General features: G+C 58.3%; 5 protein-coding genes. All 5 read left to right on the top strand.

Features of this window, described 5'->3' with window-relative positions:
* Positions 1 to 155 precede the first annotated feature (155 nt).
* The 5 genes from F8N44_RS10885 (at position 156) to F8N44_RS10860 (ending at position 17576) form a co-directional block, all read left to right on the top strand.
* Positions 156 to 3752, top strand: a complete 3597-nt coding sequence (locus F8N44_RS10885) for a Tc toxin subunit A (protein WP_150650301.1) — start codon at positions 156 to 158, stop codon at positions 3750 to 3752.
* 9 nt (positions 3753 to 3761) lie between these two features.
* The gene (locus F8N44_RS10880) at positions 3762 to 8657 is read left to right on the top strand and encodes a neuraminidase-like domain-containing protein (protein WP_150650300.1); all 4896 of its coding nucleotides are present in this window, start codon (positions 3762 to 3764) and stop codon (positions 8655 to 8657) included.
* Positions 8654 to 13276, top strand: a complete 4623-nt coding sequence (locus F8N44_RS10875) for a SpvB/TcaC N-terminal domain-containing protein (RefSeq protein WP_150650299.1) — start codon at positions 8654 to 8656, stop codon at positions 13274 to 13276. The genes F8N44_RS10880 and F8N44_RS10875 overlap by 4 nt, the downstream gene beginning before the upstream one ends.
* The gene (locus F8N44_RS10870) at positions 13273 to 16056 is read left to right on the top strand and encodes an RHS repeat domain-containing protein (protein ID WP_224794758.1); all 2784 of its coding nucleotides are present in this window, start codon (positions 13273 to 13275) and stop codon (positions 16054 to 16056) included. Before F8N44_RS10875 ends, F8N44_RS10870 begins: the two co-directional genes overlap by 4 nt.
* A 194-nt stretch (positions 16057 to 16250) precedes the next feature.
* Positions 16251 to 17576: an OprD family porin gene (locus F8N44_RS10860; RefSeq protein ID WP_150650298.1), complete on the top strand. Its 1326-nt coding sequence runs from the start codon at positions 16251 to 16253 to the stop codon at positions 17574 to 17576.
* Positions 17577 to 17591 lie beyond the last annotated feature (15 nt).

Below are 17591 nucleotides of genomic sequence, written 5' to 3'. Positions count from 1 at the left end.
AGGCTTTAAAAACTCCATCGAATATTATTATTAGTTCTAAAAAACAAGCCTCAACCTGTCAGACCTGACAGGTTACGCCCCCGCCATTTTTCGTTAGCGTGACCCTACCAGGCATTCCCCTAATGCCACCTTCATCTGGTAGGAGCTGCACACTCATGGCCGACGACATCCCCTCGCTGATGAACGCCCTCATCAAGTCCGACGCCCCGTTAAAAAGAGGCCGCCGCGACTTCCCCACAGCCATGCAGAAAATGGGCTTCACTTCCGTCTTCGATATCGTGCGCCTGCCCAAGTCCGCCTTCGCTCGCCAGCTGGCCCGGTACAGTGATGCCAACGCCGATGTGGCTTACGACAACGCGATGAAATATGCAGCGTTGATTTCGCGCTTGTTCCGGGAATACCAGACCTCGTCAGGTACGTTTCAGCAACTTGCTCAACGCAGTGGTATTCGCGCGCTGGTCCCGCTGGGCGCTACCTATCAACGCATGTTCAACGAGAACTGGGACGAGTTCACCAAGGTCGGGGCCATTGCCGCCAACGATAGTCCCGTGGCCTACCTGACTCACCTCAGGAAGTTTTCCCTCGAACTGGAAGAAACCAGTGAAGACCCAAAGCGCCTGTTGATGGATAAACGCCGTCCTGATCTGAAGGACCTGTTGATAACCCACGAAAGCACGTTCACGCCACGGCCGATGCTGGAAATCGTCATGCAGGTGCTGGAAAGCCATTTGCGCTCTCATCTGGATGGCAATCCCTCCGACCAGCCCAAGTCCACCCATCAAGTACTGGCCGAGCGGCGCTACCCCTTCGTTTTGCCTTACAACTTCTATCACCATCAATGCCAACTGGGGCTGGCTGATAAAAAGCCGCGTCTGGGCGAGGTGAATTACCGGGCCAGCCTGTTGCTGCCAATCAAAGAGACGGCAACCAACGACTATGGGCAGATCCAGCATCCGGCATTACAGGCGCAACGGCTGTTATGCGGGTTGAGTCCGCAACAACAGGAATTGCTGATCGAACCCTCGGTATTCAGCGACTTTTATCTGACTCGCAATGATCTGATCAATGGCTGGAAAAGCCCACTCAGCGCGTATCTGCGGCCGCATACCACACAGAGCAGGTGTTACTTGCTGCTGTCGGGGCAGGCAGATGCGACCGCGAGTCCGGTAGCGGACACGCCAACAGGTACAGCCGGCGCCAAAACCGTCGTTTCATTGACCTTTCGCAAGAACGCAGAGACCCAGCCTGCCAGCATCGATCTGAGTTCCAACCTCCAGAACCTGACAGGGACTGGATGGCTGGTGAATCGTCTCCACGCTACAGGTAACTCCATCATTGCGCATTTCAAGGCCGCCACCTCATTTCCGACGCCCACCGAGCAGGGGTACACCGCCAGATTCGATCTGATCACTGCCACCGGAACCGCAGCCGAACCGATCCATCTGGCCAGACAACGCTTCGCCTTTACACTGGATGACCATTACAGCCTGACGACGACAGAGCAGAACTTTCTCAAAAGCACCTACGGCGTCGAAGTCACCGACGACTCATCTCTGTGGCAATTGACCCTGCTGACCGACTTCATGCAACACACCGGTCTGAACGCCGAACAGGTCGAGCAGCTTGTGGCCCGCCGCAGCTACGCAGTGCGCGTGTCACCCAATTGTCCAAACCTGCAGCCAAACCCCAACAGGGTTGCCTCGCGGAGTGCCACCAACAAGGTATTGGAGTTTCCTTATCCGACTCACTACGGTGCCTGCTATATCAATGGCACCGGCCCCGGCACCGATCTGTACGACAGCGAGCTGGAACCGGCCCCCGAAGCAGTCCCGCGTGATGATTCAGACACCGCCATAGGGCTTGAGCAGATCGAGTCGGGTGACAGTAAACAATGGCGCCTGAGCAAAACCTCACTCGATCGCCTCGATCGCCTGCAGCGGATGATCCGTCTGCAACGCTGGACCGGCATCACCTTCGCAAAACTCGACACCTTGATCATCAGCGCCATCCGCGCCGAGGGCGAAGCCAACCTCCGGCTGGAGCTGAACGAAAATACCTTGCGAGCACTGGGGGTCTATCGCTACCTGAGCCAACGGCACAGTATCAAACCCGAAGAATTCGCGGCGCTGATGCACGACCTCAGCCCCTATGCCAATGGCAAGGACGAGGTGCCGTTGTTCGATCAAGTGTTCAACCGCGTGCAGCTGTTCGACACACCGCTGATCCTCGATCAAACGCCCATCAATATGACCACGCCGGATGCCGCGACGCAGAAAACCCTGCTGCAATTGTGTGCCGGACTCGGTGTGCAACCGACCGAAGATTCCCTGCTGTTGATTGTTCGCCAGACCGAAAAGCATGTGGGTGAACTCAAACGAGACTTGCCTACCGTCTCTTCGTTGTACCGCCAGGCGCGGATTGCCCGGTTGTTCGGGCACTCGGTCGAAGACTTGCTGGCAATGGCGGGCCTCCTCGGCGGAAGCAGTTACAAAATGGCCCTGGCCAGCGGCCGCTTAAGTGCACAGACGACAGGAGCAACACCGGACATCCTCGATGTGCTGATGCAACTGGACTGGGCTTTCGACTGGCTCAACGACAGCCAGCAGACCGTGCCTCAGTTACTGCAACGCCTGGGCCTCAATGCTCAGTCCAAGGTCGAAGAGCTGCCGAGCGACCAGCACGTCAAAATGGCTGGGGAGGCGCCTCTTCCCGATGATCTGCTTGCGCGTCTGGGCAGATTGCAGAACGACACGCGCCAAAGTCTGGTGACCGAGGCGCAAGTAAACGCATTGGGTCTGCCGCTGCAGAACGATGGCAAACGCAAGCAAGGAGCAATCAACTGGTTCCAGCTGCTGGTCGAACACAGCCTCCTCAATCCAGACGGCCTGCTGTCAGGCCTTGATCGCCCGCTGACGCTGGTGGATGAACCCGTCACCTGGTTGCAGACCGATGTGGTTAACGCGCTCAAAGACCTCGATCTGAACCAGCCGGTCAAAGACGCTTGTGCAGAGAAACTCGTCGAGTTCCTGCTCGGTGCACATGACCGACAAGCCCGGTTACTCGAAGGGCTGTTCCAGGAAACCGCCAAACTCGCGCCGGATCGCTGCCGGGCAGTCACTGACTGGGCCTGGTCTACGCCGTACAACCTTTTGCTGCAAGCCCTCAAGGAACCGCTGTCGCAGACGCTGATCGAGGATTACCGGCGTGTTGCGCGCCACGCCGAGATCGTCGTGCAACTGCGCTTGAGCAACAGCGCCTTGCGCCTGTTTTTGGTCAATCCAGCGTGGCTGGCTGGCGAGTCGTATGGGGACTCCAACAGCGAGCCCAGCCTCAGCGACGTTTACCTGCTCGAACGTTTCAGTCATTGGTTTCACGGCCAGAGTCAATCGGAAGACAACGTACTGAGTTATTTCAGCTGCGCCAATCCGGCCAAGGCCCAACTGAAAAACAAGGCGCTGCGCCAGCTCGCCAGCGAAACGGCCAACGCTGCCCTCGCTCGTTTGCTGGAGTGGTCGGAAGCGGAAATTGCCGAGCTGACCAGCACCCTCCCCGATAAGCGCGCCCGCTCGATGGCGCACGTCGACTGGATCCGTCGATGCCAAGCCACTTGCCAGGCCAGCGGTTTATCCGCCAAGGCGCTGCTGCAAGCCACAGGGCTGAATCACACAAGTACGCTGAATGAGTGGAAAGCCGTCGGTGAAGCGGTCATAGCCACCCACTCTGCCTCTGACGCTTCACGAGCCAATGGTTAAGGAACGATCATGACGACTGCCTTCGACGCGCCGCTCAACGAGGCATTGCGTGACGCGATGCTCGCTCTGTACCTGCATGAAGCCGTGCCCAGCGATCCCTACCTGATCGAGCAGGGACTGGCCCAACGGATCAAGACCGCCAATGACCTTTATGAATTCTGGTTACTGGATGTACTGGTCAGCCAGAATGTGCCGACCAGCCCCGTGGCCTGTGCCATTGCCAGTTACCAGCAACAAATCAATTGCCTGATGCTGAACCTGGAACCCGGTTACAGCGATGACAGCGTCACCCCTCTGCAGACCAAGACCTGGCGCGATGGCCTTGATCGCTATCCGATCTGGGCGGCCATCCAGCAGTTGCGGACCTTCCCGGACATCTACCTGGACCCGACCCTGCGTCTGATCAAGACCGCCAGTTTCGAGCAGCTGGAAAATGACCTCAACCAGGCGCAGATTCAGCCGGAGACTACGCAGGCCGCCGTGCTGGCTTACCTCGCCAGGTTCGAAGAAATCGCCAACCTGAAGATCTGCAACGGCTACATTGATGGCGAAGATTTTGCCAACAGCACCTATTATTTCGTCGGCAAATCCCCCGCCGAAAATGCCTATTACTGGCGCTCACTGGACATGTCCCAGCGCGCGGTGAAAGAGCCTGCGCAGGCACCCGGCAAAATCCCGGACAAGTTCGACAAGCCGCTGCCCAATGCCTGGTCGGATTGGCAAAGAGCCAACGTACCGATTTCAGAAAAGGCGCTGGAACACACTATCCGCCCGTGCTGGTTCAACAATCGGCTTTACGTGGTCTGGGCCGAACTGGAGCTTCAGGATACAGACGCCATGCAGGCCCCTGTTGAGGGCAGGGCCGACACGAGCGTCAAGGTCAATCCGCGGTTCCGTCTATACGCCAGCTACAAGAAATACGACGACACCTGGAGCACGCCGCGAATCTACATCGAGAGTTACTGCCAGACTCCAGCGCTGATCGAAAAACCGCTGGAAGAAATTGCAGAACAAACCCAGACCATCGCGGTGTATGACCACTCGACGTCGCCCGAGTCGTTGGTGCTTATGTTGTATTCGAATTATCAGAGCGTACCTTCCGAGATTCCCGGCAGTGGCGACACCTATGATTTTCTGCGAACGGTACGAATAGACAAGAACTTCAATGTGACACCGCTGTTCCCGTCATTAGGCGTAGTACCGAATGTCGAACCAGCCTCACTTCCCTCTGCTGCCGTGCTCGAAGAGGGTTCGGCGCATGTACTGCTGATCGGCCATATTTTCGCCGATAGCAATGCTGGTCGTTTTCAGTACTGGCTTCCCTCCGGCACGCCAAAGTTCGGTGCCGTAGATCACCAGATACCGGAGTGCGAAAAAAACACCTGGGATTATCTCGGCTGGCAGTCGCGAATCAAGACCAGCTCGAAAGACGTCGACCTTGTCTATAACCGAGAAGAATCCAGTTTCGAGTTGACCGCAAGGCTGGAGGCAGGCTTCAACAGCTTCCGAAGCCTCAAAATTACCGTCTTCGACGGTATAGATAGCGACGTGGAGCTCGTCAAACTTACGCTGATATTCGATCCATCGGCCAATCAGCGTGAGGTTCCGTTACTTCCAGGCTCAACCATTGAACCGGTTGGCACCGATTTCATGGATGTATCAGATGCGGCGTTCTGCTTCAAAGGAACCCCGGACCTTCTTCGTAGCTTTATCGCCGACTTCAATACCTCAACCGAATTTACGTTACCCGCGACCAAACGAGGTTGCACAGCGTCACTGGCAGGTAAACGGGCCAACCGGGAAATGCTCTATCACCTGATGTCAGACGCAGCCGTGTTTTTTTCGTCCTTCTGGCGCCGTGCCACGGTCGAGAAAGAGATCCCTCTGCGTACTGACGCAGTGCGTAACGCCTCTAGCGATCTGGGCCATGCCTTCCAGTTTTTCATCGCCCACCCACTGGATGTCATTGCAACACAGCCGCCTGAAACATTCAGCGGGATGCGTATGCTGGCGTCCACAGCCATCGTCAGCAATCTGTCGAGGGATTCGTCACTGACTTATTCGTTTTCGGTCGATCAGTCCACCCTCCAGCCCGATGGTTGGCCGGTCGAGTGGCCCGCGGATTCCGAGAAACTGAAAATCCCGCTTATTTATGGCGTATTGCTTTATGACAGGGGGATCATGACCACCACGCTGGTTGGCGGAGCGCTCAAAGCACTGACCATCGGCTGGGGAGAGGTGCTTCCCGCAAGCCCGCAAATAGCGCCAAGTATCGACAGCCTGACGTCCCCGTCTGCGGGTGACAGCCCCTCCTTGGGCAAAGCGCAATTCATTGACTTCAGTGGTTCAAGCATCAAGTGCAGTGACGGACAAAATCCTGACACGCAACGGACGCCTGTGCGCATGAACACCACCTTCGCCCGGCAACTCATCAACCTGGCCGAAAGCGGCATGGAACCCCTGCTGAGATGGGAGACCCAGACCCGGCGCACAGAACCGCCCATCCCCGATGGCCTCGGCGCGCAAGCCATGGATTTTTCCGGGGGCTACTACCTGTATTTCCTTGAACTGTTTCTGTACTTGCCATGGCTGGTGGCCTACCGCTTGAACGAAGAGCAGCAGTACGACGAGGCGAAACAGTGGCTGTCGTATCTGTTTGACCCGACACGACAAAGCGCCGACCCGGGGCACGCGGGTTACTGGCAGGCCGTGCCACTGGAGGAGCCCGTGTGGCCCGGCCCGGCCGATCCCAGCCAGGCCATTCTGTTCCCGGACGATCCACATCAGATTGCCCTGAGTTTTCCAGTGCACTTTCGCAAGGCGCTGTGGAAACTCTTTATCGAGATTGAAAGCCGACAGGCCGATCTGGCGTACGCAGAGCTGACGCCGGACGGGCTGGCTGAAGCCAAGTTGCGCTACGTTCACATCATGGATTTGCTGGGGCCACGCCCGGATGTTCGTCAGATCGACGACTGGTTGCCGCTCGCGCTCGACGCCTTGAGCTCGTCGAAAAATGCACAACTGCGTGAATTCGAACAACGCCTGATCGCCGCGCAACAGCAGCTTCAGCAACAACCACCGCTGCGTATCGGCAAAGCTCCGGTTTCGGAGGCGGCACCCTTGCTGTGCCTGCGACCTAACGGTGATGACCCGTTACTGGCAAGCGTTGACGTTGAGTATTTCCGTCGCCCCTTCAACCCCGAACTGATCATGCACTGGGAGCGCGCCGAAAGCCGCTTGCACAACCTGCGGCACAACCTCGACATGGCAGGCGCAGCCCTGAACCTGCCGTTGTTCGCGGCACCACTGGATCCGCGCGCCCTGCTCGCTGCCTGGGGCCAGGGCCTGTCCGGGGCGGCGCTGAGTCGGTTGTTGAGTCCGCAGATTCCCCATTACCGCTTCAGTTTCATGTTCGCCCTGGCGCAGAACGCGGTGGACAGCGTGATCCAGTTCGGCTCGACGCTGTTGTCGCTGATCGAGCGCAAGGAGCAGGCGCAATACCTTGAACTGCAGCAGCAACAGGCGTGGAATCTGGCGAAGGTGGCGGTGGATGTGCAAGCGCAAATGATGAAGATCGACGAGAAGAACAAAGAGGTGTTGCTGGCCAGCCGGAACATTGTCCGGGGCCGTATAAACTACTACCAAACCTTGATTGACGAGGGAGCCACTGCTAGCGAAATTTTGACAACGACTTTGGGACTTCAAGCCAGTTTATCGGAGTCAATTGCTCAAGCAAGCTGGGCAACCGGTGAGAGTCTGAAGTCGGCACCAAACCTTTTCGGCGCATTTGTAGTCGTAGGTGCATTGGGGGGAGCCGCCGGTTTCATTACAGGCGGGCAACGACCTGAAGGCGCGCCTAATTCGGTTGCCACAGTCGGTTTCGCAGCCGGCGCCCTGGGACGTGCAACCAGTCAGATATTAGAACGGGTCGAGTTTTTTCGTCGCCGCAACCAGGAATGGACCCAAGCCCTCGACCAATCAAAACTCGAAGCCGAACAAATCCAGGCCCAACTCGCCGTCTACGAAGAACAACACAAAGCCACTCAACTGCAACTGCGCCAGGCGCAAACCGCGCTCAACCAGGCGAAGGCCACCCATGACTTCCTGCTGAGCAGCAACCGCTTCAGCCGCTCGCAGACCTACGACTGGCTCAACAGCAAATTCGCGAGTTTCTACCACACCGCCTACACCACCGCGCAATCCCTGTGTCAGGCCGCCGAAGCCTGCTGGCAATACGAGATGGGCGACTTCACCCGGACCTTCATCCGCCCCGGCGCGTGGAATGCCAGCTACCGCGGCCTCGGTGCCGGCGAAGAACTGAAAATGAGTCTGCAACAGATGCACAGCCAGTATCTGCAGAACAACCGGCGTGATCTGGAAATCAGAAAAACCGTGTCCCTGAAGGAACTGAAGGACAAGGACGCGGGGCCAACCCTCAATAAACCGTGGGCGGAAATCAAAAAATCACTGGTCGAAAACGGCAGCTGCGAATTCGAACTGACCCAAGCCATGTTCGAAGACGATTACGCCGGTGAAAATCACTACCTGCGCCGAATCAAGACCATCAGCGTGACTCTGCCGGCCTGCCTTGGCCCCTATCAAGACATTCGTGCCGTACTGCGACAAACCTATAGCAAGGTGGAAATGGCCGCCACGGCGGGTAACGCCAAGGAAAACCTGCGCGCCAGTCAGCAGATTGCGCTCTCCACCTCGCTGGAAGACAACGGCATGTTCCAGCTCAACTTTCAGGATGAACGTTACCTGCCCTTCGAGTACACCGGCGCCATATCACGCTGGAGTCTGATTTTCCCCAACCACGAAGCTCAGGAGGCCATGCTTCAATCCCTCAACGACATCATCGTACACGTGAGCTACACGGCCCGACGCGAAGGCGGTTCGCTATGAACGAACAACAATCGCCGCAGCAACAGTCGACGATGCAGATCAACACCCCCGCGCTGCCGAAAATGGGCGGCGCCATCCAAAGCATCGGCAAGGGCTGGGGCGGCATCGGCACCAAAGGAACGGCGTCGCTGGCAGTGCCCCTGCCGATTTCCCCCGGGCGCGGCTTTGCCCCGTCTGTGGCGTTGAATTACAGCAACGACACCGGCAACAGCCCGTGCGGGATCGGCTGGCAGTTCACCGTCAATGCCATCACCCTGCGCACCGTCAAAGGTGTGCCGACCTACGACGGCACCGACCAGGTCGTCGGTCCAAGTGGCGATGTCTGGATGCCCGAGCGCAATGACAACGGTGAGCTGGTCTCTCGCAGCGCGTCCTTTTACAACAAAGCGCCCTTGGGCAGTGAATACCAGGTGGTGCGCCACTGGCCTCGGGTCGAGGGCGATTTTGCCCTGATCGAACATTGGTCAAACAGTACGGACAAGCCGGGTTTCTGGCTGATCCACGGTGCCGACGGCAGCCTGCACGTGTACGGCACCAGCAACGAATCGCGTCGCGCCGACCCAGCTGACCCGCAACGCGTCGGCGTATGGATGATCGACGAAAGTCTCAACACTCGGGGCGAGCACATTGTCTACCAGTACAAGCCCGATACAGGCGCGCCCGTTGCGCCGCAGTTTCGCGACTACAGTGCCCAGCGTTACCTCGAACGCATCTGCTACGGCAACGAAGAGGCCCATCCACACCTGTACACGTGGGTTCCGGGCAGTTGGAAAAACCAGCTGTGGCATTTTCAACTGGTGTTCGATTATGGCGAGCGCAGCACTGATCTGACCCAGGTGCCAACCTTCGCGGAACAACAGCCGTGGCCCGAACGCAGCGACCCGTTCTGGATCTACGCCTACGGTTTCGAACTGGGTACCCGGCGCCTGTGTCGGCAGGTGTTGATGTTTCATCATTTCCCCAAGGAACTGGGAGATGACCCCGTACTGGTCCAGCGTCTGCTGCTGGAACACCGAACCAGCCCATTAGGCTACAACCAACTGACGGCCGCACACTCGCAGGCCTACGACGGCCTGGGCCAGACGGAAAACCGGCCGCCAATGGAGTTCAGTTACAACGCCTTTGAACTGGATGCAAAACCTCAGGGCTGGGTACGTTTTCCCGACATGCCCGGCCTCAACGACGGCCAGCGCTATCAATTCGTGGACCTGTACGGTGAAGGCATGGCAGGTGTGCTGTGTCGGTATGACCAGGCCTGGTATTACCGCGAGCCATTACGTGCGGCGGCCGGCGGTGACGACGTCAGCTACAGCGACTGGAAACGTCTTGACCACCAGCCAATGGCCGACAGTAGCAAGCCGGTTCATCAGTCCCTCACCGACCTGACCGGCGATGGCAGGCTCGACTGGGTGGTCGCCACCCCGGGCCTGTGTGGCTTCTTTACCCTCGACCCGGATCGCAGCTGGTCGGGCTTCGTCCCCTTCGATGCGTTCCCCGGCGAATTTTTTCACCCGATGGCGAAGATGACCGATCTGGTGGGGGATGGACTGAGCGATCTGGCGCTGATCGGCACTCGTAGCGTGCGGCTTTACGCCAACCAGCGCACGGCGGGATTTGCCGACGGCATCGACGTCCCCCACGCGTATAAAACCGCCGAGGGGGATGACGATGAACTGCCTGTGCTGAGCAATACCTCGGCGGAACTGGTGGCCTTCGCTGATGTGCTCGGCAGCGGCCAGCAACATCTGGTGCGTATCCGTCATAACGAAGTCAAATGCTGGCCGAATCTGGGGCGTGGACGTTTCGGCAAAGGCTTTGTGCTGTGCGCCTTGCCCTTTGCCTACCGCCAGTTCAATGCCGCGCAGGTTTTGCTGGCCGACCTTGACGGCTCGGGGGCCGTGGATCTGATTTATCTGCAGCCCGATAACCTGCTGGTGTTCATGAACCACTGCGGCAAGGGTTATGAGCAGAGTCCAATCATCCTGCTGTGGCCGGAAGGCGTGCATTACGATCCCCTTTGCCAGGTCAGCACCGCCGACCTGCAAGGGCTGGGGTGCTCCAGCCTGATCCTCACCGTGCCACACATGACGCCACGGCACTGGCGCTATGACTTCGTCAAGGCCAAGCCCTACCTGATGAACCGCACCTGCAACAACATGGGCGCCGTGAGCAGCGTGACCTACCGCAGTTCCGCACAGGAATGGCTGGACGAGAAACACGAGCAGCACGCCGCCGGTATCGAAAACCCGGTGTGCAAGCTGCCACTGGCCCTGCATCTGGTAAGCCGGCAGACCCAGTGCGATGAGATCACTGGCAACACGCTGACGCAGACCTTCAGCTATCGCGGTGGTTATTACGATCGCTTCGAGCGCGAATTTCGCGGTTTTCGCCTGCTCCTGCAAAGCGATACCGAAGCGTCGGCGGCCGAGCGCGCGCGTGCCGGTTTTACCGCGCCAATCCTGAGCAAAACCTGGTTCCACACTGGCGAGTTCATCGATCCGCCAAGAGACGGTTATTACAACCGCGACAAGGACGCCGTAGACCTGCGACCCACGCTGCTGCAGAACTATCACTTCAACGACCGCGCGACGCAGCCGCTCAGTACATTCGACGAAGACACCGCCCGAGAAATAGCCCGCGCCCTGAGCGGGACCACGCTGCGCTCGGAAACCTACGCAGCGGACGACGCCCCCGCGACCGCCGTGCCCTACACCGTTCAGGAAAACCGTTACGCGGTGCGCCGGCTGCGTCCCAAAAGCAGACACCAGCCCTACGCGGTGCTTCAAATCCTGGATCTGGAGTCGATCAGCTACCAGTACGAGGCCGCTGTCGCCGACGATCCGTTGTGCCAGCACCACCTCAACCTTGAGTGGGACGAATACGGTACGAGTCTGCACGGGTTTACCGTTCACTACGCACGACGCCGAACCGTTGATGAACCGCCGCCGTTCAGTGATGAGCACCATCAGCAATGGTGGAAGGATGCTCATGACCCTGCACAACAGCAGTGGTATCTGACGCAAACCCGGGCGCAGCCCATTCACCTCACGAATGAAGATGTCTGGCGCCTTGGGCTGCCGTTTCAGCAGCGCAGCAATGCCCTGGTGCTGGAAAAAACTGAACTGACCGCTGCCCAGATCCATCACGACCACTTTCTGCAAATGAGCGAGGACGACGGGCCGTGGGCAAAACAGGCGGTGTTGTCCGGCTTGTCCATGCAGCGCTACATCAACCCCGAGAACGGTCAGACCCTCGCACCCGGCGAAGCGACCTTCCAAGGTTTACCTGCCTATGTGGAAACGGCAGAACTGGATGCCATCGCCCTCGCCGCCTACGACAAACTCAGAAACGAGCAGGGCGACATGCCCTTCAACCTCAAGGAAAAACTGCAGTCGCCCGAAGTCGGTTACCACATCATGGAGCTGTTTTTGCCCGAGGCTGAAAAGGCGCCGCTGGCAGATCCCGAAGACGCGAAAAACTACCTGTGGTCGGTGCACCGGGGCTTCCCCACGTACCACAAGCTGGACGGTTTCTATAACGTGCAGAAATACCGCGAGACGCAAAGCCACGGTGAAACCCTCATCACCTACGACGCCTACTGGTGCCTGACCACTGCGGTGACCTTGCCCGACGGTTGCACCACCCGCAGCCTCAATGTCGATTACCGTACCTTTCTGCCAGCGGCCATCGAAGACGCCAACCGCAATATCCAGGAGTCACGTTGCAACGCGTTCGGTGAACCTCTGGTGAGCAGCTTTCACGGCACAGAAATGGGACAACCGGTAGGTTTCGACCCACTGGAGACCTATGTTCCGCCTCCAGACCGCGACCCGGCCATCGCCATCGCCGATCCGAAAAAAGCCATCGGAAACTTCGCCAACGTCAGCTTCTGGGACACTTTCAGCTGGATGGGTCGTATCAGCCGCACGTCCCCACCCTCCCCTGACTGGCTGGACTGGGCCAAGGGCGAAGGCTTCCTCCTGCCCAGCGGGCATATTTGCGATCGCGCTCGGCAGCATGTGACGGGCCTGGAAAATCCCGACGCAAACGAAACCGAATTGAAGAAGCAAATCGATGCTTCACAACGTGAGCCGGTGTACTCCGTCGCAATGTTGGCTGACCGCTATCCCGGCGACCCCGAAATGCAAGTACGGGTCAGTATCGCGTGTCTGGATGGCTTCGGCCGCACCTTGCAGACCAAACAGGAAGTCGAGCCGGGCAAATCCTGGCAGGTCGATGAAAACGGCGAGTTGCGCCTCGACACCGAAGGTCATCCGCTGGAAGCCGACGTGCCCCGACGCTGGCGCGTCAGTGAACCGGTGGAGTACAACAACAAAGGCGAAAAAGTGCGGATCTACCGGCCCTACTTCGCCGATCAACCGCGCTACATCAACGACCGCTCGATGCGCCAGCACGCCTTCCACGACCAGCAGTTCTACGACGCGGCGGGTCGCCCGACCGAAACCGTGCTGGCCAAGAAAATGCCGCAAGGCCCCTCGGCGGAACCGAAGCCCTTGCGCCGGGAAATCTGGTACTGGATCTGGTGCAACGTGGCGTTCGATGAGAACGACCTGTTCGAACCACCACCGCAACAACGGCGGCGGAACTGGTGGACATGAATCTGCACATCCATATCCATACACCGCAACTGACCGCCATCGACAGCCGTGGTTTAGCGGTACGCCAAATTGACTATTGGCGAGTGGATGAACGAGAGCCAGAGGCACGAGTCACGGCTGCGCAGCATGAGGTGGCCGGACGCTGGGTGGCGCAGCGCGACCCTCGTTTGTTCGCCGACGCTTCTGCGCCCGCCAACCTCATCACCACCAACTCTTTGTCAGGCCAGGTGCTGAGCACCGTTGGTGTCGATGCCGGGTGGCGAGTCAGCTTGTTCGGCGGAGCAAGTCAGCCTCTGCACGGTTGGGACGGACGGGGTAGCCAACGCAAAATCGAGTACGACGAACAATTACGGCCACTGGCAGTATTCGAACACGCCAGCGACGGCGAGCCTTTGTGTACGGAGCGTTATGGTTATGGCGACAGCGATCCGACGTTCGCCACGCGTAACCAGTGCGGGCAACTCATCCGCCACGATGATCCGGCCGGCACGCAGTTGTTCGAACAGTTCGGATTGAGCGGTAATGTCATGCAGCAGACCCGGCACTTTCTGCGCGCATTGAGCTCCCCCGACTGGCCCGAACCGCCGACCGACCGCGACGCGTTGCTCGAAACCGGCGCTGGGACCACGAGCCGTTCGGTTTTCAATACCTTGGGCGAAACCATCGAACAGACTGACGCCAAAGGACACCGCCAGTTCTTCGCACAGAACCTCGCTGGGCAGTTGCGCGAAGTACGCCTGCAACTGGATAAACAAGCCAAGCCGAAAACGCTGGTCAGCGCCATGCAGTACAACGCCCAAGGCCAGACTGGGCAGGAAACCGCCGGCAATGGTGTGATCACTACGCTGCAATACGATTCAGAAGACGGCCGCTTGACCCGGCTGCAAGCCAGACACGGCAATGACAGCCTGCAAGACCTGCGCTACGCCTATGACCCGGTGGGCAATGTGCTCAGCATCGAAGACGCCGCGCTGCCGATCCGTTACTTCGCCAACCAGCGTATCGAGCCGATCAACCGTTATGGGTATGACAGTCTTTATCAACTGATCGAGGCAACCGGGTGGGAGGCTGGCGGCGCCAATCAAGGCCCGCTGTTTTCACCGTTCGACGATCCGGCCGCCGTCGCGCAGTACACTCAGACCTACCGCTATGACCGCGGCGGCAACCTGTTGGAGTTGACCCACAACGGCGCGCAAAAACACGGCCATCGCCTGCTCGCCGCCGCCCAAAGCAACCGCTGTCTACCGGTATTGGATGGCGTGGAACCGGACGAAGAAGACTTTCGTAACGGCTTCGACGCCAACGGCAATCTGCTCGCCCTGCAACCGGGGCAGTCTTTGCATTGGGATCTGCGCAACCAGTTGCACGAAGTCCGGCCGGTTGCGCGGGACGGTGCGGCTGACGATAACGAACACTATGTTTACGGCGCCGACGGCATGCGCCTGCGCAAAGTCCGGCAAACGCAAACCAATGCCCGGACGCTGATCGCCGAAACCCGTTATCTGCCCAACCTGCAAATCCGCACCCACAGCGGCACGGGCGAAACGTTGCAGATCATCAGCGTTCAGGCCGGGCGCAGCAGCGTGCAGGTGTTGCGCTGGGAATCCGAACCGCCGAAAGGCATCGCCAACGATCAACTGCGTTACAGCCTCAACGACCATTTGGGATCCTGCACGCTGGAACTCGACAGCGCGGGCCAGGTAATCAGTCACGAGCGTTATCACCCGTTCGGCAGCACCGCGTGGTTTGCCGGGCGCGAAGAGATCGAGGCGAGTTATAAAACCCTGCGCTATTCGGGCAAAGAGCGGGATGCGACGGGGCTTTATTACTATGGGTTCAGGTATTACGTGGCGGGGTTGCAGCGCTGGGTTAATCCTGATCCAGCAGGGGATGTTGATGGCTTGAACCTTTATCGGTTTGTCCGCAATAACCCGATCCTGTGGGTAGATGCCGAAGGCTTGGCGCCGGTGACGCTTTTATATGGGTTTGAACATGTCAGGTCACGTGTCCTGAATGGCCTTGCCACAGCGTCGCCACAGCAAAGCTTCGTTCGTATCGATCAAATCAATGACGCTCTCCAAATCAATATTGAAAACGCTTCCTCAGACTTTGAAGGGGTCAATGAAATGATCCGCGAAGGTATTGAAGTAGAGGACGACAACGTCGATTACTTTATGCAGGCCACCCCCAGTTACCAAGGGACGCCTGCTGAGGCCCGCAACTTGCTGCAAGGCTGGTCAGATTATTTAAAAAGTCACTCCGCGGCATTTGATATCACCCGAAAAATCCAGAGTTATGAAAAAACATCGACCAAAGAGGTCGAGCAATTCTGGAAAAAAAACCTGCGCGAGCCGCTGTCCGAGCACGAGGTCCAGAATGCTACGTTGGCATTACAAGACAGTAGTGAGGCGTTGTTTTCCCTGCGAACTGCAAGTTCGATAAAAGCGGGAGATGCCGTGATCAATTGGCAGTTCCGTCAATTTTCAAAACTGGCATTGGACTGGATGGCAGGCACCTCCGAAACAGGGGACGACTCGGGCGTGGTGTTTTTGGATGTCATTGCCCGATCCCCCGATTTCGTGTTCAAGGAGTTTGCACAAGAAACCTTTACGGCCAAACCTTACAAGGAGGCTGGGGCGGTTTATGGAAAATCCTATAACCCGATTACGCATTCTGAGCGCCGGCATCTACAGACTCAAATGGCCAAGCACGGCTCAAGCTATGCCAAAAGAGTGCAAATGATCGGTCTTGATCAGGCCAGACACTTGTCGAACGCATAGCCGGCTACGAGCCAGAACACCTCTGCCGCAGGATTCCCATTACATGACGAAATTGTAATTCCCCCATCACCCTGGCGTTATCCGCAGCTTGCAACGATGTGACCCGGCGACCAATGCCGGCGGGCCCTTGCCTGTCGCACAACAAAACCCACGCCGAAGCACGTTCCCGTTCTGCCGAACCCAAGGAGTGTTTGATGGTTAACAATTCAAAAATGTCGATGGCCGCTTTAGCGGTGGTGGTCGGCGCCGGGCCGTCCACGGTGTTTGCTGAAGACAAGCCTGAAGGCTTTGTCGAAGGCAGCAGCCTGACAGTGCTCAACCGCAACCTCTACTTCAATCGTGATCATCGCAACGGCCAGTCCAGCCCGACCGACAACGGTTATTCCGAAGCCTGGGCGCATGCCGTGATCAGCAAGTTCGAATCCGGTTTCACCCAAGCCACCGTCGGGGTCGGTGTTGATGCGTTTGCGATGATCGGGCTGAAACTCGATACCGGTGACGGCCGTAATGGCGGGCGCAGTTCGTTTGATGTGTTGCCGGTCAACAGTGATGGCGAGGCGCGGGACGAATACACCAAGGTCGGTGGCGCGGCGAAAATCCGGGCGTTCGATACAGTGGTCAAGGTCGGTGATGTGTTCCCGGCCAACCCGATGGTGGCGGCCGGTGACTCGCGCCTGCTGCCGGAAAGTTTTCGCGGGGTGACGGCGACCAACACCAGCCTCGAAGGTTTGTCAGTGCAGGGCGGGCGGTTGCACGCGATGAGCCAACCGGTGTCCAGCGACATGCGTGAGAACTTCGCCACGTTTTACGCCGGTCCAGTCAACTCACCGTGGATCGCTTATGGCGGCGGCGATTACGTGCTGAACAAGAATCTCACTTTCAGCCTGTATTCCAGCCGTCTCAAGGATGCGTGGAATCAGTATTACGCCGGCACCGCATGGACCTATCCGCTGTCGGATGACCTGTCGCTGTTCGGTGGCCTGAACTATTACAAGGCCGTCGATGAGGGTAAACAACTGCTCGGCGAGTTCGACAACAACATCTGGAGCGGCCGCGTTGGCGTCAAGCTGGGTGCCCACTCCGTTGCCCTCTCCCACCAGCGCAACAACGGCAATGACGACTTCGATTACCTGCGCCAGTCCGACTCGATCTTCCTCGACAACTCGATCCAGTACAGCGATTTCAACTCGCCGAAAGAACGTTCATGGATGGTGCGTTATGACCTCGACATGAGCACTTATGGCGTACCCGGTTTGTCGTTCATGACCCGTTACGCGCGCGGCACCGACGCCGATTATTCCAACGCCAACGCCGTATACATGCGCCGCGATGCCGAGGGTAATCCGCTGACCGATCAGAAGCGTTGGGAACGCGATGTGGAAGTCAAATACGTGGTGCAGAGCGGTTCGATGAAAGACCTCTCGCTGCGCCTGCGCCAAGCCACCACTCGCGCCACGGCGTTCGAGTCGGACCTGGAGGAAGTGCGAGTGATTGTCGAGTACCCCCTGGCCATTCTCTGACCGGACGGTCGATAC

This window comes from Pseudomonas fluorescens (genome assembly GCF_902497745.1).
GTDB lineage: Bacteria > Pseudomonadota > Gammaproteobacteria > Pseudomonadales > Pseudomonadaceae > Aquipseudomonas > Aquipseudomonas fluorescens_BM.
The sequence above is the reverse complement of the archived record's forward strand: the minus strand, read 5'-3'. Positions and strand labels throughout refer to the sequence as shown.

Bases quoted from the DNA above. Each gene is read 5' to 3' on its own strand.
- F8N44_RS10885 (WP_150650301.1), top strand. From the start codon at position 156: ATGGCCGACGACATCCCCTCGCTGATGAACGCCCTCATCAAGTCCGAC.
- F8N44_RS10880 (WP_150650300.1), top strand. From the start codon at position 3,762: ATGACGACTGCCTTCGACGCGCCGCTCAACGAGGCATTGCGTGACGCG.
- F8N44_RS10875 (WP_150650299.1), top strand. From the start codon at position 8,654: ATGAACGAACAACAATCGCCGCAGCAACAGTCGACGATGCAGATCAAC.
- F8N44_RS10870 (WP_224794758.1), top strand. From the start codon at position 13,273: ATGAATCTGCACATCCATATCCATACACCGCAACTGACCGCCATCGAC.
- F8N44_RS10860 (WP_150650298.1), top strand. From the start codon at position 16,251: ATGGTTAACAATTCAAAAATGTCGATGGCCGCTTTAGCGGTGGTGGTC.